General features: G+C 65.5%; 19 protein-coding genes and 1 pseudogene. 7 read left to right on the top strand and 13 right to left on the bottom strand.

Annotated features, from left to right (window positions below; genetic code table 11):
- Positions 1-15: 15 nt before the first annotated feature.
- Both HCA61_RS25025 and HCA61_RS25020 read right to left on the bottom strand, forming a co-directional pair.
- A complete protein-coding gene (locus HCA61_RS25025; RefSeq protein WP_169690893.1) occupies positions 16-642 on the bottom strand; it encodes a TetR/AcrR family transcriptional regulator in 627 nt (208 codons plus the stop codon).
- Positions 643-678: 36 nt separating this feature from the next.
- Positions 679-1,806, bottom strand: a complete 1,128-nt coding sequence (locus HCA61_RS25020) for an NDMA-dependent alcohol dehydrogenase (protein ID WP_169690892.1) — start codon at positions 1,804-1,806, stop codon at positions 679-681.
- Positions 1,807-1,962: 156 nt separating this feature from the next.
- Between HCA61_RS25020 and HCA61_RS25015 the strand changes: the two genes are divergently transcribed.
- Entirely contained in the window at positions 1,963-2,406 is a 444-nt protein-coding gene (locus HCA61_RS25015; RefSeq protein WP_169690891.1) for an SRPBCC family protein, read from the top strand.
- Between the two features lie 5 nt (positions 2,407-2,411).
- Here the strand turns inward: HCA61_RS25015 and HCA61_RS25010 are convergent, their stop codons facing one another.
- Positions 2,412-3,038 carry a maleylpyruvate isomerase family mycothiol-dependent enzyme gene (locus tag HCA61_RS25010; RefSeq protein WP_169690890.1) on the bottom strand — a complete coding sequence of 209 codons (627 nt, stop codon included), beginning with the start codon at positions 3,036-3,038 and terminating at the stop codon, positions 2,412-2,414.
- A gap of 68 nt (positions 3,039-3,106) precedes the next feature.
- Positions 3,107-4,312, bottom strand: coding sequence for a 4-hydroxyphenylpyruvate dioxygenase (gene hppD / locus HCA61_RS25005; protein WP_169690889.1), 1,206 nt, complete (start codon positions 4,310-4,312; stop codon positions 3,107-3,109).
- A 187-nt stretch (positions 4,313-4,499) separates the two neighbouring features.
- Between hppD and HCA61_RS25000 the strand changes: the two genes are divergently transcribed.
- The 3 genes and pseudogenes from HCA61_RS25000 to HCA61_RS24990 form a co-directional block, all read left to right on the top strand.
- Positions 4,500-5,009 (top strand): AsnC family transcriptional regulator, encoded by a 510-nt coding sequence (locus HCA61_RS25000; protein WP_169690888.1) that lies wholly within the window; start codon positions 4,500-4,502, stop codon positions 5,007-5,009.
- Positions 5,010-5,212: 203 nt separating this feature from the next.
- Positions 5,213-6,388, top strand: coding sequence for an ATP-binding protein (locus tag HCA61_RS24995; protein ID WP_169690887.1), 1,176 nt, complete (start codon positions 5,213-5,215; stop codon positions 6,386-6,388).
- 200 nt (positions 6,389-6,588) lie between these two features.
- A pseudogene (locus tag HCA61_RS24990) lies at positions 6,589-7,011 on the top strand (amino acid transporter); the annotation flags it as partial.
- Between the two features lie 136 nt (positions 7,012-7,147).
- Here HCA61_RS24990 and HCA61_RS24985 read toward each other — a convergent pair.
- From HCA61_RS24985 to HCA61_RS24975, 3 genes are all read right to left on the bottom strand, one after another.
- Positions 7,148-7,669, bottom strand: a complete 522-nt coding sequence (locus HCA61_RS24985; RefSeq protein WP_169690886.1) for an N-acetyltransferase — start codon at positions 7,667-7,669, stop codon at positions 7,148-7,150.
- Between the two features lie 47 nt (positions 7,670-7,716).
- Positions 7,717-8,796, bottom strand: a complete 1,080-nt coding sequence (gene rsgA, locus HCA61_RS24980) for a ribosome small subunit-dependent GTPase A (RefSeq protein WP_169690885.1) — start codon at positions 8,794-8,796, stop codon at positions 7,717-7,719.
- A 258-nt stretch (positions 8,797-9,054) separates the two neighbouring features.
- On the bottom strand, positions 9,055-10,614 hold the full coding sequence (locus tag HCA61_RS24975) for an FUSC family protein (RefSeq protein ID WP_169690924.1): 1,560 nt from the start codon (positions 10,612-10,614) through the stop codon (positions 9,055-9,057).
- A gap of 253 nt (positions 10,615-10,867) precedes the next feature.
- Here HCA61_RS24975 and HCA61_RS26535 point away from each other — a divergent pair, with 253 nt between their 5' ends.
- Both HCA61_RS26535 and HCA61_RS24965 read left to right on the top strand, forming a co-directional pair.
- On the top strand, positions 10,868-11,008 hold the full coding sequence (locus HCA61_RS26535) for a helix-turn-helix domain-containing protein (RefSeq protein WP_308198798.1): 141 nt from the start codon (positions 10,868-10,870) through the stop codon (positions 11,006-11,008).
- Positions 11,009-11,038: 30 nt separating this feature from the next.
- A complete protein-coding gene (locus HCA61_RS24965; RefSeq protein ID WP_169690883.1) occupies positions 11,039-12,142 on the top strand; it encodes a hypothetical protein in 1,104 nt (367 codons plus the stop codon).
- On the opposite strand, the gene HCA61_RS24960 is transcribed toward HCA61_RS24965, so the two are convergent.
- Positions 12,081-12,425, bottom strand: coding sequence for a CD225/dispanin family protein (locus HCA61_RS24960; RefSeq protein WP_169690882.1), 345 nt, complete (start codon positions 12,423-12,425; stop codon positions 12,081-12,083). The genes HCA61_RS24965 and HCA61_RS24960 overlap by 62 nt on opposite strands.
- Positions 12,426-12,582: 157 nt before the next feature.
- Here HCA61_RS24960 and HCA61_RS24955 point away from each other — a divergent pair, with 157 nt between their 5' ends.
- Positions 12,583-13,590: an iron-siderophore ABC transporter substrate-binding protein gene (locus HCA61_RS24955; protein ID WP_169690881.1), complete on the top strand. Its 1,008-nt coding sequence runs from the start codon at positions 12,583-12,585 to the stop codon at positions 13,588-13,590.
- Between the two features lie 94 nt (positions 13,591-13,684).
- On the opposite strand, the gene HCA61_RS24950 is transcribed toward HCA61_RS24955, so the two are convergent.
- From HCA61_RS24950 to HCA61_RS24930, 5 genes are read right to left on the bottom strand one after another with little or no spacing between them, the layout of a single operon-like run.
- The gene (locus tag HCA61_RS24950) at positions 13,685-15,235 is read right to left on the bottom strand and encodes a bifunctional 3-(3-hydroxy-phenyl)propionate/3-hydroxycinnamic acid hydroxylase (protein WP_169690880.1); all 1,551 of its coding nucleotides are present in this window, start codon (positions 15,233-15,235) and stop codon (positions 13,685-13,687) included.
- Entirely contained in the window at positions 15,232-15,582 is a 351-nt protein-coding gene (locus tag HCA61_RS24945; RefSeq protein ID WP_169690879.1) for a DoxX family protein, read from the bottom strand. Before HCA61_RS24945 ends, HCA61_RS24950 begins: the two co-directional genes overlap by 4 nt.
- The gene (locus tag HCA61_RS24940; RefSeq protein WP_169690878.1) at positions 15,579-17,471 is read right to left on the bottom strand and encodes an acyl-CoA synthetase; all 1,893 of its coding nucleotides are present in this window, start codon (positions 17,469-17,471) and stop codon (positions 15,579-15,581) included. The genes HCA61_RS24945 and HCA61_RS24940 overlap by 4 nt, the downstream gene beginning before the upstream one ends.
- Complete coding sequence (locus tag HCA61_RS24935) at positions 17,468-18,409, bottom strand: fumarylacetoacetate hydrolase family protein (RefSeq protein WP_169690877.1); 942 nt, start codon at positions 18,407-18,409, stop codon at positions 17,468-17,470. Before HCA61_RS24935 ends, HCA61_RS24940 begins: the two co-directional genes overlap by 4 nt.
- Entirely contained in the window at positions 18,406-19,566 is a 1,161-nt protein-coding gene (locus HCA61_RS24930) for a VOC family protein (protein WP_346777646.1), read from the bottom strand. Before HCA61_RS24930 ends, HCA61_RS24935 begins: the two co-directional genes overlap by 4 nt.
- Positions 19,567-19,645 lie beyond the last annotated feature (79 nt).

The raw sequence follows: 19,645 nt of genomic DNA, 5'->3' as shown, positions 1-19,645 counted from the left end.
AAGACGAGACGACGCTCAGCTCGCCCCTACAGCACTGCGGGCAATTGCGAGATTCCGCTGGACGAGCTCATCCGGGGTGAGCGCGCCGTCCGGGCGATACCAATCGGCCACCCCGATGCACATCGTCGCCACCGCGCGTCCCGCATCCCTGGGAAACGGCGTCGTGAACTCGCCCGACTCGACCCCTGCCTCGATGATCTCGTCGATCATGCGCTGCTGCTCGTCGCGCAACGCGACGTATGCCTCGCGACTCCCGGCCTCCATGCTGCGCATCTCGGTGGAAGCGACGAATGCCTGGTCGCGGCGGAACATGTGGAACCGCAGCAGCGACTCGACCACCGCGTCGAACCGCTCGGACGGGGTCGGTCCGGCCTCCGCGAGGGCACGCCGACTGCGGTCGAGCAACTCGTTCATCACGGCCGTCGTCAGCGACACCAGGAGCGCCTGCTTCGACGGGTAGTGGTGATAGAGACCGGGGACGGAGAGTTCCGCGCGCGCGGCGATCTCCCGGATGGAGGTGCCGTCGTAGCCTCGCTCGGCAAACGCTTCGAGTGCGGCAGCCAGAGGTTTCGGTAGCGACACCGGGCCGTAGTGTCGCCACGACCCGGTGTCGCCGGAGACCTGATCCTCACGCGTGTCCATGGACATCACGGTAAAGGACGGCCACCCCGTACAGACTCAGTAGTCGTCGTCGCCGTAGACGATGACCCCGCGCAGGTTCTTGCCTGCGAGCATGTCGGCGTAGCCCTCGTTGATGTCTTCGAGCTTGTAGGTCTTGGTGACGAGACCATCGAGTTCGAGTTGATTGTTGCGGTACAACTCGAGCAGCTTCGGGATCTGCGAACGCGGCCCGACACCGCCGAAGATCGCGCCCTGCACCCGCTTCTGCAGCAGCGTGAGCTCGAACAGACTCATGGTGACCTCGGTATCCCGCGCGTCACCCATACCCACGACCACGACTTGACCACCCTTCGCGGTCACCGCGAGCGCAGGCGCGATCATGTCGCCGTGGATCTCACCGACGGTGATGATGGTGACGTCTGCCATTGCGCCCCAGGTGATCTCACCGATCACCGGAGCGGCCTCCTCGAGCGACGCGAAGGTGTGCGTCGCACCGAATTCCTTGGCCTTGTCCCGCTTGAATTCGACGGGATCGATCGCGATCACGAAGCGCGCACCGGCGTGGGCCGCACCCTGCACAGAGTTGATACCGACGCCACCGACGCCGATTACGACCACTGCGTCACCGACCTTGGTCCCGCCGATCGCCGTCGCCGATCCCCAACCGGTCGCGACACCACAACCGAGAAGCGCCGCCTTCTCGAGCGGGATATCCTTCTCGATCTTGATGACCGACGCCTCGTTGACCGTGACGTACGGGGCGAAAGTACCGAGCAGGCACATCTGGATGACCGGCTCGCCGTCCAGCGTCACCCGGTTGGTCTTGTCGGAGATCGCTTTTCCGGTGAGGAGTCCGGCGCCCTCGTCACAGATGTTCTGCAACCCCTTCGCGCACGAGCGACACCGTCCGCACGCCGGGATGAACGCGAGGACGACGTGGTCCCCCTCCGCCACGGAAGTGACGCCCGGACCGACCTTGGTGACGACGCCCGCACCCTCGTGACCACCGAGCGCGGGGAACGACGGGAGCGGTGACGCTCCGGTACGCAGATGTTCATCGGAGTGGCACAACCCGGACGCCGCAAGCTTGACCTGCACCTCACCCGCCACCGGGTCGCCGAGATCGATCTCCTCGATCTCCCATTTCTGGTTCACGCCCTTGATCACTGCCGCTTTGACCTTCACCGAAGCCTCCTATGCGATGGGAACCACGCGATCTACCGCAGAGTGAAACAGGTTTTCCGGCATTTCGGGAGAGAACTTCGGACGCGCCTCTTCCCGCACCGAAAAGTAATAGCTACCCTACGTAACAGAAACAAGTGTCGAAGGGATCTACTCACCATGATCGAGGTCCGCCACAGCGCCGTCGCGAATGTTCCTGTCGACGTCGCGTTCGACTACGTCGACGACCATCGCACCGTCCCCGAGTGGATGTTCGGCGTCGTCCGATTCGAACCGGTCGGAGCACAGATCCAGGGCCTCGGCGCGAGGTTCGACGCCACCATGCGAGTCGGCCCGAAGAACCTCGATTCCCGCGTCGAGATCGTCGAATGGGAACACAGCAAGGTGATCGTGTTGTCGTCGGTCTCGGGTTTCCGGACGTCATCATCGTGGAAGTTCACCGAACTCGACGGCAGGCAAGCCCGCCTGGACGTCATCTTCGGCTACGAACTTCCCGGAGGCCTCGCCGGCCGCGCCCTCGGCAAACTCATCGAGCCGATCGTGGGCACGGCCGTACGACAGACCGAGCAGGCGCTGCGCACCCGCCTCACGCAACTCGCCTGACAGGTTCACACCCCCGCGGTGAACCGTCCGCTCTGCTCCCCTGACAACAGACCCGGCGGAAGAGTCCGGCCCGCCAGGACCAGCAGGAGATGCTGAGCCGATCCGGTGACCGTAGAGCCCGTGCCGAACGACCAGTCATGATCGTCGGCCTCCAATCGGACACCGGTCAGATCGGCGCCGAAGAACTCGATGGCCTTGGGATTCAACGATCCGATCATCATCTCGATGCGCTCGCTCGGCACCGTTCGGTCGATGCCGAGCGCGACGGTCATGTCGAGGCCATGAATCACTTCGTGGAACAGTGTCGCCTCCGGCCCATCTCCCGGCGGATGCCACGGATGCTCGATGTTCCTCCGCAGACTGTCGAGTAGCTCTGCGTCCGACAATGCACGAGTGTCGGCACGGGCACACGCGTCGGACGCGCGGTTGATGTCACCTCGCGCCTTCACCATTGCGAGAACAAGCTTCGGAATGCTGTACCTGAACGCTGTGGTGGTGTGCGCGAGCACTTCTCGAATCCGCCACCCTTCACACAGCGACGCGGTGGCCCACTGCTGCTCGTCGAGTCGGTCGAGTACCTCGAGGAGGTCTCGCCGCTCCCCGGCAACATACGGATGTGCAGACTTCGGCATCGGCCGGTCCCTTCACTCGGAGTTTCTGCCAGTGCAGACCAGCCCGAGGTGAGGAACTCATCGCGCGATCAGAAATTGCCTCGCGCAGCCTGCTCCCGCTCGATCGCCTCGAACAGCGCCTTGAAGTTCCCCTTGCCGAATCCCAGCGACCCGTGGCGTTCGATGAGTTCGAAGAACACTGTCGGGCGGTCGCCGATCGGCTTCGTGAAGATCTGGAGCAGATATCCGTCCTCGTCCCGATCGACGAGGATCCCGCGCTTCTCGAGTTCCTCGATCGGGACCCGCACCTCACCGATCCGGGCGCGCAGCTCGGGGTCCTGGTAGTACGCGTCGGGGGTCGCGAGGAATTCGACACCTTCGGCCCGCAACCAATCCACTGTGGCGAGGATGTCGTTTGTGGCGAGCGCGAGATGCTGCGCACCCGGACCCTGATAGAAGTCGAGATACTCGTCGATCTGCGAACGCTTCTTGGCGATCGCCGGCTCGTTGAGCGGGAACTTGACGCGGTGGTTGCCGTTGCACACGACCTTGCTCATGAGAGCCGAATAATCGGTGGCGATGTCGTCCCCGACGAACTCGGCCATGTTCGTGAATCCCATGACCCGGTTGTAGAAACCGACCCACTCGTCCATCCGACCCAACTCGACATTGCCGACCACGTGATCGAGTGCCTGGAACAGCCGCTTCGGGGCGCCGTCACGCTTGCGGAAAGTGGAGGTGCGCTCGACGTACCCGGGCAGGTACGGCCCGTTGTAGCGCGACCGGTCGACGAGGGTGTGGCGGGTATCGCCGTACGTCGCGATCGCCGCGGTACGCACGGTGCCGTGCTCGTCGGCGATGTCTCGGGGCTCTTCGATGATCGTCGCGCCCTGCAGGCGGGCATGTTCGATGCACTTGTCGACATCAGGCACCTGCAGTGCGATGTCGACGACACCGTCGCCGTGGCGTCGATGATGCTCGATCAGCGCACTGTCCGGGTCGACCGCACCCTTGACCACGAATCGCACAGCACCGCTGCGCAATACGTATGCGTGATGGTCACGGTTTCCGGTGTTCGGACCGGAATAGGCGACGAGTTCCATTCCGTAGACGGACTGGAAGTAGTGCGCGGTCTGGGTGGCATTACCGACCACCCACACCACCGCATCCCAGCCACTCACGGGGAACGGGTCACTGTCACTGTCGTATTCGACGAGCCCGACGAGTCGATGCAGTTCGTCGGCGTCGAGGTGGGCGAGCTTCTCGCTGTCGGTGAGGGTGTATTCGAGCGTCATGTCGTGAACCTCCTGCCGCCGTCTGCGGCACCGGTCGATGTGTCGTGTATCACCAGGAGAAACCCATCGAACGGGGTCGCGCAACGTCCCCTTTCCCAACTGGTCGCGTTGGCTCGAATCCACAGGAGAGTGGCCATCCAGCTATACAATCGGCATAGAATTTGCGGCTCGATGGGAAGGACCCGCCATGCGCGAGCCCGTACAACTGGACGAGTTGGATTTTGCGCTACTCGACGCGCTGCACGCCGATCCGAAGATCGGTGCACTCGAATTGTCACGCCGCCTGACGGTCGCGCGCGCGACGGTCTCCGCGCGCCTCAAACGACTGGAGGGCACCGGCGTCATCGCCGGCTACGAACCCCGAATCAACCTGGCTGCAGCAGGCTTCGAAGTTCAGGCCTTCGTGACGATGGAGATCGTTCAGGGCGCACTCGAAGCGGTCACCGAAGTACTGGAGGCGATTCCCGGAGTGCTCGAGGCATTCGCCACGACAGGCGCGGGCGACATCCTGTGTCGCATCGGCGCCGATTCACACATCGGGCTACAGCAGACTCTCATCGAATTGAACAGGTCGTCGATCGTCGCCCGGTCGACCAGCGTGATGGTGCTGTCCGAAGTGGTGCATTACCGCGCGATGCCGCTGCTGCGAACGCTCGAGCCCGAACGATCGGCGAAGGCACCGGCGTACCGCCGTTGACCTGATCCACCAGCACGAATCGATACAACTGTGCGGATTGCACAGAAAATTCGACCGAGACGGCTCCGAACCTTCGCTCCGTGCACAGTTGCAGTTGCCTGAACCGCACCCGCGCCGAGATGACGTAGGGCGCAGATCGGGGAACTTCGGGGACAGTATGGTTAGGTATGGGAAATTCCCCATAGCTGCCTATACTCCTCCATATGGATCTGGAACTGAACCCCTTCAAGCCCGGATCAGGGTTGCGTCCTCCCGCGCTGGAAGGCCGGGACGAGCAGATCGACGCATTCGACCTGCTCGTCGCTCGAAGCAAGCGACGCAACTACGACCGGGGCATGGTCCTGTCCGGCCTACGTGGAGTCGGTAAGACGACCTTGCTGAACACTCTCGCCGAACACGCCGACCGGCAGGGATGGCTGACCATCGGTATCGAAGCACGACCCAACGCTGCCGGCACCGCCGCCGTGCGTGCAAAATTGGGCCAGGAACTGACTGTCGGCCTGCGCCGGTACAGCCGCAAGCACAAGATCCAGAAGCTCATCGACCCCTTGATCGAGCTGGCCCGCGGATTCTCCCTCGAGTTCGGTCTCGGACCGGCCACCGTCAACGTCGGCACCTCTCAACCCGCCGCTTCGAGTGGTGACATCGACCTCGACATCGAGGAACTCGTCGAAGCGATCACCACCGCACTCAAACCGCGGGGCAGCGCCTTCGGCCTGTTCATCGACGAAATGCAGGACCTCGACACCGACCTTCTCTCGGCGCTCCTGACCGTCCAACACCGGGCTGGCCAACGCGAATGGCCGTTCTTCCTCATCGGCGCCGGTCTTCCCAACCTGCCTGCCATCCTGGCCGACAACCGCTCCTACGCCGAACGCCAGTTCCTCTACAGCACAGTCGGCCCGCTCGACAAAGACGCCGCCGCCGACGCGCTGAGGATCCCGGTCCGCCACCACGGAGGTGACTTCACCGACGACGCGCTCGAAGTGCTCGTCACCGCCAGTGGCGGCTACCCGTACTTCCTGCAGGAGTACGGCAAGGCCATCTGGAACCTCGCACCGGAGGCACCTTTCCAAACAGAAGACGCAGAACTTGCCGTCGAGGTCGGGCGAAGCCACCTCGATGAAGGTTTCTTCCCCTCCCGGTGGAATCGGGCGACGGAGAGGGAGCGCCGCTACCTGACGGCCCTCGCCGCCACCGGCGAAGATGCACCTAGGTCGGGCAAAGTGGCCGAACTGATGGGAGCGACTGTCAGCGGTGTCAGCGACGTCCGCGAGACCGCGATCAAGAAGGGCCTAGTTTGGGCGCCCGAGCACGGACGGATCGCGTTCACCGTGCCCGGCATGGCGGATTTCATCCGGCGCCAACCCGCCGCCTGATACGCGAGAAGGGCCTCACCCCAAGGAAATCTCCGGGGTGACGCCATTCTCCTATTCGAACCGTCTCCGCCCATCGTCGGTGCTCCGACACCTGCTCGGAGTCAGCGGTCGGCGGCGGCGTCAGCGACCGTCTCGAAGCCCGGTACCGCGAGCACCGCCAGCAGCGCGACGGCGAGCGTGACGGCGAGCCGGCCCTGCACCGAGGTTCGGCATACCCCGCATTCGGCCGCACCTCGAGGAACGGGGTGCCCCGCAACGCGGTGCTCGCGTCGGTCGCGTTCGGATTCGTCACCGTCGGACTGAACTACGCCTACCCGGAGAAGGTTCTCCCACTGCTGCTCAATGCGGTCGGTTCCACCATTCTGGTGCTGTGGACGTTCGTTGCGGTGTCGCACATGGTGTTGCGACGTCGCGCCCGACGAAACGGAACCGAAGATACTCTGCCACTGAAGATGTGGGGATTTCCGTACCTGTCGTACGCGACACTCGGCCTGCTCGCCGGCATCGTGGTGCTGGCGCTGTTCGACAGCGCCGCCCGCACTCAGCTGCTCGCGACCGGCGCCCTCACGGCTGCCATTGCCGGTGCTTGCACGGTTCTCCACCGTCGCCGTACGAAGCGATGAGTCTCCGGTAGCCGACGGGCCCACTCTGAAGACACATTCGACAAGCAGAAGGGCTTCGGTGCACCTGGGCTCGCCCGGCATGACTGCGGGCGAGCCCAGGGCAACGGGCAAGTGGAGCGGAGCGTTTCGGCTCGGGTCAGATACCGAAGGGCGCTGCGTAGCGAACAGTGCCGCTGGGCAGCGGTTCGGAGCTGAGGCTCAGTGCCATCAACGCCTCGTCCGGGACATCGATACTGAGCCGGATGCCGTACTCGGAAGCGCGGGTGAAGCCGAAACGCGGGTAGTAGTTCGGATGCCCGAGAACGATCACGAAGTTCTCACCCGCCTGCTCCGCGGCCTCGAGAACAGCACGGATCGCAGCGGAACCCGCCCCGGTGTTCTGATGTTCGGGCAGGACCGCGCACGGCCCCAGGCACAGGGCCGGAGTGTCGTCGACGTGACAGCGAGTCAGCAGCGCGTACCCGACAGGCTTGCCGTCGGGTCCCGCACTGAAGATGGACAGGCCGCCTATCCATGCCGGATCGGCGCGTAGGGCGTCGACAAGGCCGGCCTCCTCTGCGGTATCGAATGCTGCGAGGTTGATCTCGCGGATTGCAGGGATCTCGGCGTCGGTCTCGGCGCGGGAAATCCAGTCGGTATGAGTGCTCAAAGCGTTCATCTCCGTTCGAGATAGTAAGTGGCACAGCGATAGCGTCACGGTCGGGGTTATCGCTGGCGGTCGCGGAATCGATAGGTCGCGCGTAGGTCGCGCGTGATCTGCTTCTGGGTTTTGTTTCTCTTGCTCGACGCACGAGCGTCGTTGCCGCGAGAGGCGGCCCACTCGCTTTCGCGTAACAGCTTGCGGTATCGATCGAGTCGGCCTACATCCAACCTGCCGTCGACTATGGCTTCCTGAACCGCGCAGCCTGGTTCACTGCGATGTTGGCAGTCACGGAAAGCGCAGTCGTGTGCGTAGGCCTCGATCTCGGAGAACGCCCGCTCGACCCCGTCTGCGGCATCCTGCAGCCCGATACCTCGCAGACCCGGGGTATCGATGAGCACTCCGCCGCCCGGCAACGGCAGCAACTCGCGGTGCACGGTGGTGTGCCGGCCCTTGCCGTCGCCGGCCCGCACTTCGCTGGTGTCCATCTGCTGACTTCCGAGCAGCGCGTTGGCGAGTGTGGATTTCCCTGCTCCTGATGGGCCGAGGAGGACAGTGGTCCCGGTCAGCATCTCCGACAGGACGTCCAGGCCCGCACCTGTGGTGGAACTGGTGGAGACGATGTCCACGCCGGGAGCCAAGGCAGTGATGACGTCCTGCGCTGTTCCCTGATCGTCGGCGACATCGGCTTTCGTGAGTACGATGACGGGCTTTGCTCCGCTGTCCCAGGCCAGCGCGAGGAGGCGTTCGATCCGGCCCGCGTTGAGCGGTGCCGCGAGCGATACCGCGATGACGACGGAATCGACATTCGCCGCCAGAACCTGCTGGTGGGACGTGCGATCCGATGATGCCCTGGTGATTGCGCTGCGCCGGGGCAGCAGTGCCACCAGTTCCGGTTCCGGACCTGGGCGCAGCGCTGCCCAGTCGCCCGTGCACACGGACAGGACGGGGTCGAGGGAGGCGACCGCCACGCTGGCAGCGCGGACAGGACCCGATTCGGTGAATGTGTCACAGCGGCCACGGTCGACCCGCACGACGCGAGCCGGAACCAGACCAGCGGCCGCATATTCTGCGAATAGCGCTTCGAACGAGTCGTCCCAGCCGAGTGCGGACAGCGGAGACGGGGAAGGTCGAGATGAATACATGGTGAGACCCTTGGGTGAGGGGCCCCGCTCGAGCACCGAAACCATCGAGGCTACGAACCGATACGGTTCGCGCCGCTGTCGACGATGGGAATCGATCAGACCGGAGCCCAGGAAGTAAGGATGATCCGGGCGCTGCACAGCGCAGCGGTCTTCACCGCAATCATCAACTCACCTCCCGATCTCTACGTCGAACTCGGACGCACGACCTTAACACTCGACGATTGCGTCCCACCAGTCATTTATCGGCTCCCTCGGCCGTCATCCGCGGTAGGGACCGCCGGAGGACGTCAGAATCCGGTAGCCGAGTTCGTGTAGACGACGGTGCTCCGGCCAATGATCGCGGGCCCATACAGGTTCGGTGTGCGCGGCCGTGATGGCTGCGACCGTGGAGGCGTGTAGGTCGAACTCGAGGTCGCGGCGCAGCTCGGAAAGGTCCTCGCCGTCTGTCGCGGCGGTCATTTCCGAGACGCGGTCACGGATCCGCGCATCCGCGAATGTGAGGTGCCTGCGATGCGCGCGCGGCAGCACACACCACATGACAGCCACGGCCACAGTCACCCCGACCACCGTTTCGAGGAATCGGTCCTGCGCAACCGTCGCCAGATCGCCCGGCGCTCCGAGTACACCGAGGATCACCGCGAGCGGGGTGATGAACACCATCGCCAGTCCGTAGTTGCGCACCAGGAAGTTCTCCGTCCCGGCCATCGCCAAGGCCAGAACGGCCACGAGCGCAGCACCGTGCAGATCGAACCACACCAGTCCGGCGAGTAATGAGAGACCGAGCACCGTGCCCACGAACCGGTGAACTGCCCGGTACGTACCGAGGATCCGGTCCGGTCCCTGGTGCAGGATCATCGCAGCCGTGATGACCGCCCAATCCGACCTGCCGACGCCCAGCGCAACGGCGATTGCCCCTGCCGCCGGACAAGCGACAAGCAGCCGCAGCACGATGGTCGTCGACCGTGCTCGAAAGTGCGCGGCACGAGCGAGCCGGTAACGCACCGAGGGTCTGCGCAGCGGAATCTGCGGCCTGAGGTGGTCCGCAGGGGTTGCTTCATCGTGGTGCCCCGTGTGGAGAACTGCGGTACAGCGCAGGTGGGCGGCATACAACGTTTGCGTCAGCGGATGGTCCGGGAAGCTCTCCGGATCGGTGTTTCCCGCCGACCCGGCGAGCCCCGCATCGTGCAGGCATTGCCATGCGGCGTGCAGATCATGCACGGCGGTGCGGCGACGCATCGCCGAGTTCTCCGCCATCACGGCGTCGACTGCGGCAACCGCCGCAGCGACCGCGATACGTTCCGGAGTGCGCGGCCGGACCATCACGCCGGACATCCCGACTACGAGCGCCGTGCCCGCGCCGATCGCAGTCCACGTTGCGACCGACGCGACGGACACACCCGAGGCAGGCAGAAAGGAGGCGATTTCCAGGGTGAACAGCAACAGGAACGCTCCGGGTGCGCCGAGACGCAGCGCATCGACGACGAATGCGCACACCGCAACGACGACCGTCATCGCGAGTGCCACTGCCATCGTGCACCACGCGGATCCACCCGCGCTCACGACCCGATGGACTTCCGATCCGATGGCGGCGCCGACGCCTGCCAACGCAACGAGAGCGAGCCCGACGATCATGATGACTCGCCACCGTTTCCGGTAGGGCCGGCCTTCGCCGTAGACGACGGCAAAGGCGCCGAGGGTGGCGACTGCCGCAACCGAACCGAATCCCATCGCGACACCGATGAACCCGGGTAATGCAACAGTCAGGGCGGCACGTGCGGCACCGGGCCATCGGCGCCCGTGGGGCGGCACTGCCAGCATCGCCGTCCGCAGCGAGCCCGGGGCGGGGATGGGGAGATCAGTGGCCAGCGTCTGCTGACCATCTGCTCCGTTCTCCACAATTATTCAGACTAGGAAGTGGGCGAGGCCATCCCCGAATCCGTGAATGCCGATGAGGCGCATCTCACGGCGTCTGCTCCGGAGTTCATGGTCAGGCGGAGGCTGTCGCCGAGCGCCCCTGCAGGGTGGACTCGACCAGGTTGCTCTTTGCGAGCGTCGCCTGCACGAGTCGCGAGTGCTGCTCGAAACCACCGACTGGGGCATCGACGCCGTCGCGTCCGTGTGCGGCTTCGGGAGCACTGTGACGTTCCGGCAGAACTTCGCGTCGGCCTTCGGAACCACACCCAGCTCCTACCGACGCCAGTTCTCCGGCTGAAACGCCGCCGATCCGGTTGAATCAGATTTCGTGACGGTCGGATCCGGGAACGCGAAGCGGCACGTACTGCGCACTGCCTACGGCAGTACTTACGCCGAGGCATTTCTCGTCATCGCCATCATCACGATTCTCGTCACCCGCCTCTACCTGGAACTGACCGGGTACCCGCAAGTGGGCGGCGAGACACTGCACATCGCGCACGCGCTCTACGGCGGGGCCGCAATGATGACGGCACTCCTGATCGGCTGGCTCTTCCTCGGTTTCGGGCCACGGCTGCTCGCAATTGTCGTCGGCGGCATCGGCTTCGGCCTGTTTCTCGACGAGATCGGCAAGTTCGTCACGAAAGACAACGACTATTTCTACGGTCCGTCCGCAGAAATCATGTACGTACTCATCGTCGTCGTGCTCGTGGCGAACCGACTGGTTCGGATCACCCGCGCGCCGACTGCGCAGGAATACCTCGCCAACGCTGCTGCCATCGCCGCCGACGGACTCGCCGGTGGCATCCCACCGCACCGACGCGAGGCCGCGGCACTCATGCTCGAGCAAGCACAAATGCTCGGTGCCGACATACACACGATCGAGGGAGTACGCGCGGTACTCGACGCAGCAGAACACCGCGATGATCGTCTCGGAGCAGGTCAGCGGTTGGCGGCCCGCCTGATCGCGAAGCTGTTCAGTAGCCCACGCTGGGTTCCGGTCGTCGGATGGATCATGGTGCTGGTCGCCGCAGCGGGCGTGGCACTCGGCATCGTGCAGATCGTGACGGGCGGAGTACATCTCGGTACCGCAGACACCCGGATCGACATCGACAGCATGAGCATCACCAGCGGCATCCTGTTCGCAAGTGCGACGATCACGCTGACAATGGCACTACCCGCCATGATCGCGGTGCATCGCAACGACTCGCTGCGCGGGCTTCGCGCCCTGCGCACCGCGGCGCTGATCTTCACTGCTCTCAACGCGCTGGCCGAGTTCGCCACCTCAGGATTCGGTGCGCTGCCCAACCTCGCGGTCGGCCTGTTCAGCATGGCCGTGCTCTCACACCACATCACCGTCCGGACCGAACAACTCACCGATACGACGGGTACTCCGTCACTGCCTCCAGGCTCGCCATCGCCGCAGCGAAGATGACGACGTAGAGCACGATGAGCAAAACAATGACTATTGCCCAGACGAGCAGCGCGATCTTGCCGAGTTTCTTCGCCTGCGCCGACGCACGGGCGGCACCCTCGTAATCGCCCATCATCCACAGTGGGAACACCTTGGAGGAGTTGTCGAACGCCGAGAATGCGAGCGGCCAGAAGAAGAGGAGTGCGGCAACCGCCCAACCGGTGTTCTGCGCGGGCAGCGCCGGTCGCGAGGGAGCTGCGACCTGGCCGTACTGGAAACCTGCCTGAGCGAACTGCTGGGACATCGCGCCTCCGTGTGTGTCTGCATGCGCGGAGGCACGCCGCCCCCGTCACATACTTGGATGCGTCGAATCGTGTTTTGGTTCCCTCGCACGGCAGATTGGTTTCGCACACCGTGACTCACCCCACCAAGATCGGAATCAGTAAGTTAGCCTCACCTGCATGTTCAGATCATGGTCTCGCGTCGGCGTCGCAGCCCTCGCAGTTGCGTTGCTCGCTTCCTGCGGCTCGACCGATACTGCCGGGCAAGCTGCCGGCAACGCCGATGTCGCGACCGGCGGGGAACGGTTCAGCACGGCAGACACCGAAACGGCGAAGCTCGGCAGCGACGCCGAACCCGGGGTGTTTCCACGCACCGTCACCCATGCTCTCGGTGAGACCGTCATCGAGAGCAAACCCGAACGGGTGATCGTGCTCGACAGCGGTGAGCTCGACGACGTCCTGTCGCTCGGCATCACCCCGGTCGGCCTGGCCAGCCCGGAAAGCGCCTCCGGGCAGCCGTCCTACCTGGCCGACAAGCTCGACGGCGTCGCCGATGTCGGAACGATCAACAACCTCAACCTCGAAGCGATCAGCGCCCTCCAACCAGACCTGATTCTCGGCAGCCAGCTGCGCGCAGACAAGCTCTACCCGCAGCTCTCGTCGATTGCACCGACCGTGTTCAGCATCAGGCCCGGATTTCCGTGGAAGGAGAACTTCCTGCTCGTCGCAGACTCCGTGGGCGACGAGAACGAGGCCGTGGAAGTTCTCAACAACTACCAGGCGCGCGCCGACGAGGTCGGCGCATCGATCGATGGTGACCCCACGATCTCACTCGTCCGGTTCATGTCGGGGAAGATCCGCCTGTACGGGAACTTGTCGTTCATCGGCGTGATTCTGCAGGATGCCGGACTCCCCCGACCCGCGATCCAGGACATCGACGAGCTCGCGGTGGAGCTGAGCCCCGAGACGATCATGGAAGCCGACGGCGACCAGATCTTCTACACCAGTTACGGCCGGCCCGAAAGCACCGACGAGGCCACCGTTGTCGCAGGGCCGCTCTGGAATCAGATCGAGGCCGTCAAGGACGGTCGAGTGGAGCGGGTCAGCGACGAAACCTGGTTCCTCGGCCTCGGCCCCACCGGCGCGATGCTGGTGCTCGACGACCTGCAGGAGATGCTCGGATCCTGACAGCTCCGCAGCACTCGTCCCGCGCGCCAGAACGCTACCCACACCCGAAAGCGTCGGTGTGGGAAGCGATTCTGATCGCGGGAACCGCGACCGGTCACCGGGTTCGCTGTCGAACCGGCCGAGCATGGAACGACGGCATCCGGTACGCCAGCGCGGACGCCGACCGGCCCGCGGCCAGCACGGTGTTGTCGGGGCGGACGAGCGCGGCGCGGGCATTGCCTGCGTTCAACCACCCGTGCAGGGGCGTACCCGGGGCGGCATCGACGACGGTCCCGCCGCGTTCGGTGACCAGCAACCGCGTGTGCTGGCTGACCGGCACGGCCGTCACGAGCGAGAATCGGCCTGCGGCGGGCCCGTCGTCGAAACGTGAGTAGGTACCCGCTGCGTCCGTCGGGAGGTTCGGGCACAGGGTGCCGGCAAGTCCGTGGCCCCCTCGGTCCAACGCGACAGTGCGTCCACGTAGTGGCGGTGTTGTGCTGTCCGTGACCCGGTGGCTCAGACCGGGGACCCGGTCCAGCCGGGGCGCAAGTACCCCGCGGGCGATGTCACCGAGCCGGCCCCCGCCCGTCATGGCGCGTCCCATCCAAACCGCCAGGGTGATCAGGCCTTTCGCATGTGGGCGGCGCTCGGTTTCGTAAGTGTCGAGCCACCCCTCGTCGAGACCGCCCCAGAGCACCCCCGCCACCTTCCATGACAGGCTGAGGGCGTCGCGCAGGCCTGCACCCATACCTTGACCGATGAACGGCGGCGTCAGGTGCGCGGCGTCACCGAGGAGAAAGATCCGCCGGTCCCGCCATCGATCCGCGATCTGTGCGCGGAAGGTGTAATCGGTGATCCGGTGCAGGACCAGATCTTCGACGGGAACGGATCCGGTCCACGGCGCGACGAGCGGTGCAAGCGCGTCGGCAGTCGCGAAGTCCGCAGCACTCTCGCCGTCGAGGAGACGGAATTCCCAGCGATGCCGCCGGTCGCCGATGCGCATGTACGTCGCCGCGCGGTGGGTGTCGCACACCTGGTGCACGCCCTCCCACGCGCCGAGTTCGTGGTCGGTCTCGATGTCGACGACCAGCCAGCGCTGCTCGAAACCGAGATCGGTCATCGTTGCGCCGATACTGTTGCGCACCAGACTGTTCGCGCCGTCGCACCCGAGTACGAACGCGGCCTCGGCCACTTCGGCGGTGCCGGTCGCGCGGTCCTCGAAGACGACCCGCACCCGGTCGTGTGCGACCTGGTCGACGGCAGTCACCTCCACGTCGCCGCGGAAGGTGACCGTAGGCAGGGTCGCTAGATGTGCCCGGAGAATCGCCTCCAACGCCGGCTGGTCGAACATGTTCGCCTGTGGGTAGCCGTGGATGCCGACTCGACTGTCTCGTGTGAACTCGGCGAGGACGTGGTGATCGCTGTCGAGGAGTCGCAGTCCGAGCGCGGGCCGGGAGACGGCCGCGAACGCGTCGGCCACGCCGAGCCGGCCGAGGATCCGATACACCTCGTCGTCCAGGTGGACAGCTCGGGGCATCGGATAGACGTCCGACCACCGGTCGAGTACCAGGCAACGAACGCCGTACCGAGCGAGCAGTGCCGCTGCAGTGACACCGGTCGGTCCTGCCCCGACCACGATCACGTCAACAGGTTCCGTCGTCCTCATATACTCGCCCCGACAATGCCGTAGAGCACAACCAGCATGGCGGCGACCAGCGCCGGTGCCGCACCCTTCGGACCGTCACCGCTTCTCAGGTGGAGCACCGCACCCGAGAGGACCAACACCAGAAGGCACCCACCCGCCGCGACCCCGATCAGGGGAAACGCCAGGCCGACGAGGAGTCCGGCCGCGCCGACGATCTCCAGGACGCCGATACGTCGGTAGGCCGCCTCGGTGAATCCGAGGTGAGCGGCTCGCTCTGGCATTCCGAGTCGTCCCGTGACCTTGGCGAGCCCGAACATGATGAAGGGCAGGGCCGCGAGCACCGCGAGGACAACTGTCAGTGCGGTCACCGGGTGGCCACCCGCCATGTCAGTGCGAAGGCGTCGAGAATCTGGGCCAGCGCTGTCTGGTCGGTGCCGGGTTGGGCGACCACGGTGACCGTCACGCCGCCGTCCTCCACGTCGGCCGTCACCTCGACGGCGCCGTCGTGCTCTGCGAGGGCCGCGGTGACGGCGCGGCGGGCAGCGTCGGCCCGCAACGGCAGCTTGTACGGCTTGCCGACCGCCGTCACCGGAAGCATGTCGACGACCTGCACCGACTTGGGGGCGGCGGCAGGTTCGGCGACGTGTTCCTTCGCCCATGCGACGAGGTCGGCTTCGGTGGTGGGAGCGCTGAGGGTGACGTAAGCGACGGGGACCTCCCCGGCATGCACGTCGGGCATCCCGACTGCGGCCGCACCCGTGACCGCGGGGTGCGACAACAGGGAATCCTCGACCTGGGCCGGGTCGATGTTGTGGCCACCGCGGATGATCAGGTCTTTCGCCCGACCGGTGAGGTGCACGAACCCGTCCGCGTCGACGGCGCCGAGATCACCGGTATCGAGCCATCCGTCGACCAGCTTGCCCAGTCCGTCGAGGACGAGTCCGCTTTCGACGTCGCGGCCGACGACGTACCCCGGGAAAACGGCCGGGCCGCTGATCGCGAGCACGCCGGAGTCACCGGCAGGCAGGTCGGTCCAGGTGCCATCGTCGTCGATGCGGACCGCCTTGATCCGCTGGTACGGCAGCCGCTGCCCGACCGATCCGGGCCGGGGGTGGTCGAGGAAACTGCGGGCGCTCGCGCACGTCGCCTCCGTCAGGCCGTAGCCCTCGAGCAAGGTGATCCCGGTGTGCTCCTCGAACGCACGGCGCACGGCGGGCGGCAGCATCGACGCACCGACGACCGCCATTCGCAGCGAGCTGATGTCGGCGTCGACGGGCACATTGGCGAGGACGGCGTAGACGGTGGGCACCGCACTCATCGTGGTGATCCCGTAGTGCTCCACAACCTTCCAGAAGCACCCGTACAGCGGTAGATCGCGGTAACCGAGCGGTCCCGCCCACACCGCGTGCTGACCGCGCAGCGTCGGCGCCAACAGTGTCACCACCAGTGCGTTGACATGGAACAGTGGCAGCGCGGCGAAGATCGTCGTGTTCTCGCCCAGCTCCGAAGCTGCCGCGACCGACCAGGCGTCGACGATCTCGTTGCGATGGGTGTGTGCGGCCAGCTTCGGTGCACCGGTAGTGCCACCGGTGTGGAACAGTGCCGCCACGTCGTCCGCGGTCGGCAGCTCACCATCGAATCGCTCGCCGCCGGTTTCTGCGGCGAGCGCAGCGAACGAGAGCACGGCCGCTCCCTCCAGTTCCGCTGCGACGTCCGTTGTCTCGCCTGTCGGGGCGATAAGCAGCACAGTGTCGAGCACGTCGGCTGCGACCAGCGCCCGCACCTGCTCCCATCCCGCCGGGTCCAGCGTGGAGTCGGCGGCAATCAGTACCCGGGCACCTGACCGTTCGAGCAGGTGCCGGATGTGGGTGTCGGCCAACGCTCCGTTGACGGGCATCGCGATACCGGCCAGCTCGGCGGCGAGGGTGGCAGTGATCAGTTCGTCGCAATTCGGCGACATGATCGCGACGACATCGGAACGGCGGACGCCGAGCCCGTGCAGCGCGTTGGCGTAGCGGTGCACGTCTACCAGCATTTCGCGGTATGTGCGGCGCGTCGGCGACTGCCACCTTTCGGCATCGGGAAGCACGGTGATCGCGGTACGGTCGGGCCAGAGGCTGCCGGCCCGCGCGAGGGCCTCGTAGGTCGTCTCGGGCAGACCCCGGTCGTCCAACGGCACCGCTTCGACGGCGGCGAGGTCGCCGGGATGGTCGAAGGTCGCGGGCCAGAGGACAGTGTCCTCATTGTCGGGGGTCATCGGGCGTACCTCACAGTGGTGCGCTGGGTGCCGAGGTCGATCTTGCCGTCGGGGGTCTCGATCGTGATCTCGACGACGTCCCCGTCCTCGAGGTAGCGAGGGTTCTTCGCCTGGGACTTGAAGAATGCTTTCCACTTCATTGCGGGAGGGAGCAGGGCGCCGATCTTCTCCACCACGCGCGGCGGCGCCTTCAGCGCGGTTCCTCCTGGAGTCCCGGTGAGGACGAGGTCACCCGGTGCGAGTCGCTGGAAACGGGCCAGCGCCGCCAGCGCCTGGGCCGGGGCGTAGATCATGTCGGCGCCGGTGTTGTCCTGGCGAGTCTCGCCGTTGACCGCGAGCCGCAACCGGAACTCGCGGAATCGTTCCAGTTCGGACGCGTCCAGGAGAACCAGCACGGGCCCGGTGGGGGTGAAGGTCGGATACGACTTCGCTTCGTAGAACTGGGTTTTGGGAAGCTGGACGTCGCGCGCAGAGACGTCGTTGGTGATCACCACCCCAGCCACGAAATCCGTCCAGTTGTCCGAGTTGATCTCGACGCCGACCTCGAGCGGGCGTCCGATCACCAGGCCGAGTTCCACCTCGTAGTCGAGGAACTTCACGTGCGAAGGGCGGACGATGTCGTCGTGGGGGCCACTGATCGAGCCGGATGCCTTGCGGAAGAACGTCAACGGGATCGTCTCCGGATCCATACCCGATTCTGTGACGTGGCTGACGTAGTTGGTCATCTGCGCGACCACGCGGCACGGATTTGTGACGGGGGCGAGCAGGTCGAGGTCGTCGACCGGGGTGCCGGCGGACGATGCGGCGGCCGCCTCGACGGCTGCGCGGTCGGCGAGCAACTCGGCAGTCGTGGTGGCGGCAGTGTCGACGCGGGCGGCGGTCCCCTCGGAGGTCAGGGCCCACCAGGCGTCGGCGGTGCGAAGAACAGAGGTACTCACGTTGCAGCTACTTTCATCAGTCCGCGGAGGCGTTCGAGGTCCCACTCGTTCTCCTCGCGCAGGGAATGGATCATGGATCGGAACTCGGCGACCGATTCTTTTCCCGGCGCGATGCCGAGGAAGTCCTTGGTCGCGGGCGGACCCCACTGGGCCAGGCCAGAGGCGGTCATCGGTGCCCAACCGGGAGCGAGGGAGGCGTCGAACATGTCACCGTCGCTGAAGTGCTCGACGAGGAAACCGTCAGGGTCGCGCCAATAGTCGAAGATCTGGCTGCCCTGGATGTGCCGGCCGATGCCCCAGGAGCGCCGGTACCCCTCGTCCCGCAGGTACTCACCGCCTGCGGCGATCGCGTCGAGGTCGGCCACCTGGTAGGCGGAGTGGACATATCGGTTGGCCGGGCCGAGCGTCATCGCCAGGGTGTGATGGTCAGTGGGTTCCGATCCGCGGTCACAGCGGATGAAGCTCATCGTCGGACCACGGTGACGCTGGCCGTCGTAGTAGAGGAAGTCGCTGACGATCAGCCCGAAATGCTCCAGGTACCAGCCGAGGGTTCGGCGATAGCGGGTGGACTGCAGAACGACGTGGCCGAGTCGCTGCACCTGGGCCGGCACACGGGGCGGCCGCTGGGTGCGGTTGACGCGGTGCAGTTCACCACCGAAATTGTGGGTCAGTGCAGGCTGCACGGGCAGCTCGTCCAGCTCGCGTGTGTCTGCTACGACGCGGACCGGAAGCCCGTTCGGGTCGACGAGTTCGACGCCGAGACCGCCGATGGACTCCGGCAGGGGTCGCACTGTGCGTTCGGTCGCGTCGGCCAGGCGCAGCAGGTCGGCCACGTCCGCAGCGTGGAAGGTCAATCCGACGAATCTCGACCGCGCACCGGCGCGGATGATCACGCACGGCGCAGCCCGCTCCGTTCCCCGCAAATGCAGTTCGCCAGGCGTCTTCGCTGCCGTGGCGAACCCGAATGCGTGCGCGAAGCGTTCAGCTCCGCGCAAATCCGGCTTCTCGAACTCGAGCCATGCCAAATCCCGGACCTTGATGATCGGGTTCCGTGCTCGGCCCGGGTGCTCTCCCGGAAGCCCCGCCTGGTCGCTGTGTATGCCGACATGAGCGTCGTGGCCCACCGCCGGGCTGGCGTGTGATCTGCGTTGGGGCACCGTTCACCTCCTATGTTGACGAAATCGTCACATGTGACGTGTGCATCAGTCAAGGTGTTCTGACGAAATCGTCAGCAAT

This window comes from Rhodococcus sp. HNM0563, from assembly GCF_012726195.1.
Lineage (GTDB): Bacteria > Actinomycetota > Actinomycetes > Mycobacteriales > Mycobacteriaceae > Rhodococcus.
Note: the sequence above shows the minus strand (reverse complement) of the source record. Positions and strands in the feature narration are given on the sequence as shown.

Excerpts from the sequence above, each read along its gene's own strand:
- HCA61_RS25025 (WP_169690893.1), bottom strand. The coding sequence starts at position 642 with ATGGACACGCGTGAGGATCAGGTCTCCGGCGACACCGGGTCGTGGCGA.
- HCA61_RS25015 (WP_169690891.1), top strand. The coding sequence starts at position 1,963 with ATGATCGAGGTCCGCCACAGCGCCGTCGCGAATGTTCCTGTCGACGTC.
- HCA61_RS25010 (WP_169690890.1), bottom strand. The coding sequence starts at position 3,038 with ATGCCGAAGTCTGCACATCCGTATGTTGCCGGGGAGCGGCGAGACCTC.
- hppD (WP_169690889.1), bottom strand. The coding sequence starts at position 4,312 with ATGACGCTCGAATACACCCTCACCGACAGCGAGAAGCTCGCCCACCTC.
- HCA61_RS25000 (WP_169690888.1), top strand. The coding sequence starts at position 4,500 with ATGCGCGAGCCCGTACAACTGGACGAGTTGGATTTTGCGCTACTCGAC.
- HCA61_RS24995 (WP_169690887.1), top strand. The coding sequence starts at position 5,213 with ATGGATCTGGAACTGAACCCCTTCAAGCCCGGATCAGGGTTGCGTCCT.
- HCA61_RS24985 (WP_169690886.1), bottom strand. The coding sequence starts at position 7,669 with ATGAACGCTTTGAGCACTCATACCGACTGGATTTCCCGCGCCGAGACC.
- rsgA (WP_169690885.1), bottom strand. The coding sequence starts at position 8,796 with ATGTATTCATCTCGACCTTCCCCGTCTCCGCTGTCCGCACTCGGCTGG.
- HCA61_RS24975 (WP_169690924.1), bottom strand. The coding sequence starts at position 10,614 with ATGCTGGCAGTGCCGCCCCACGGGCGCCGATGGCCCGGTGCCGCACGT.
- HCA61_RS24960 (WP_169690882.1), bottom strand. The coding sequence starts at position 12,425 with ATGTCCCAGCAGTTCGCTCAGGCAGGTTTCCAGTACGGCCAGGTCGCA.
- HCA61_RS24955 (WP_169690881.1), top strand. The coding sequence starts at position 12,583 with ATGTTCAGATCATGGTCTCGCGTCGGCGTCGCAGCCCTCGCAGTTGCG.
- HCA61_RS24950 (WP_169690880.1), bottom strand. The coding sequence starts at position 15,235 with ATGAGGACGACGGAACCTGTTGACGTGATCGTGGTCGGGGCAGGACCG.
- HCA61_RS24940 (WP_169690878.1), bottom strand. The coding sequence starts at position 17,471 with ATGACCCCCGACAATGAGGACACTGTCCTCTGGCCCGCGACCTTCGAC.